The organism is Litorimonas sp. (assembly GCA_029936425.1).
Taxonomy (GTDB): Bacteria; Pseudomonadota; Alphaproteobacteria; order Caulobacterales; family Maricaulaceae; genus Litorimonas.
In genome coordinates, this window is sequence record JAPYSU010000146.1 from 1 (window position 1) to 1,182 (window position 1,182).

Genomic DNA, 1,182 nt, shown 5'->3' on the forward strand with positions numbered 1-1,182 from the left:
AGTGTTGGGTCAATGAACTGTGTGGGGGCTGCAGGCAGGCAACCTCACAGACACTACTACCACCATCACACACAGCCTGTTCATGCATTTGGTGATTTTGGAGTTCAAAATTCTGGGCATTATATGCCGGGTCTTTAATACAAGGTAAAATAATTGAAGGTAGATTTGACTTTTCTGCAGTTGGATTTGTAATACTAGGTAAAAATTTTGAAGGTTGATTTAACTTTTCTTCATTTTTCCAGTCCTCCAAAATGTCCAAAATTTCAGAGTTTAACACATCAGCAAAAGTCTGGTCCTCATGGATACTATTTTCAATCTGGTCTGTCACCAGTGTTAAACCTATCACAGGCCTGGTAGTTTTTACTTTCCTTCCTGTTTCAGTATAGTACTCAATTTCTACATTATAAGGACTAGTGATTTTTACAATTTTTGCCAACTGTGGTACTCCAGAGCTACTTTCTTTGTCCACCAACCTAACTAAAGCACCTATTTTAACAAGATCTGATTTTTCTGGATATCTGTCCAATTTTAAATTTCTCAAGATGTGCACATAATAGTGGTTTAAAGTTTTGTCCACTAATTCTCTTAGTGCCAGAATTCCTTCATATCTTTTCTTGTAAAAATGTGACATCTGAGCCAATTTTGTCATCTTTGGCAAATCAACTACAGCTCTTTTCTGGATGGCACTTTTTCTGCCTATTAACATAGCTGGGCTGATCTGGTCTCCAAAGCTGCCAAATTTGGCTCTATACAAATATAGTGGTGCATTGTTCATCTTACATAGGGCATATTCCATCATATGAACAAAATCAGTCAAACCAAGGGGTTGGTGATTATCAATTGTCTTCATTATTCTTTTGAAAATCTTGATTTTTGGCTCTATTGATGCTTGCCATAAGTTTTTGCTACTGGCAGTATGAGCCCTTATGCCATGGAGCAATAACCAATCAGAAATCTTCTGTAGTTCAGCTTTTGGCATATTTCCAAGGCCTATACTTTGCTCCAAATCAATTTTTTGCTCATTTTTGCCTTCGGCGGCGTCCGCCTGGCCTTCGGCGCGCGAAATACCTTGTTTCCTTTTAATCGCGGCCTGAATGTTGGACCCAGCGTCTGCCCAAATCACTGAAGGACTGCAACATTGTTTATTGCAAATCGACACGAATGCATTTATGAAACTTTGGG

General features: G+C 38.8%; 1 protein-coding gene. It reads right to left on the minus strand.

Going from position 1 to position 1,182, the window contains the following annotated elements:
• Positions 1-1,123: hypothetical protein (locus tag ACN0IC_RS15620; protein WP_416879669.1), on the minus strand; the 1,123-nt coding region annotated here is incomplete at its 3' end.
• Positions 1,124-1,182: the final 59 nt, after the last annotated feature.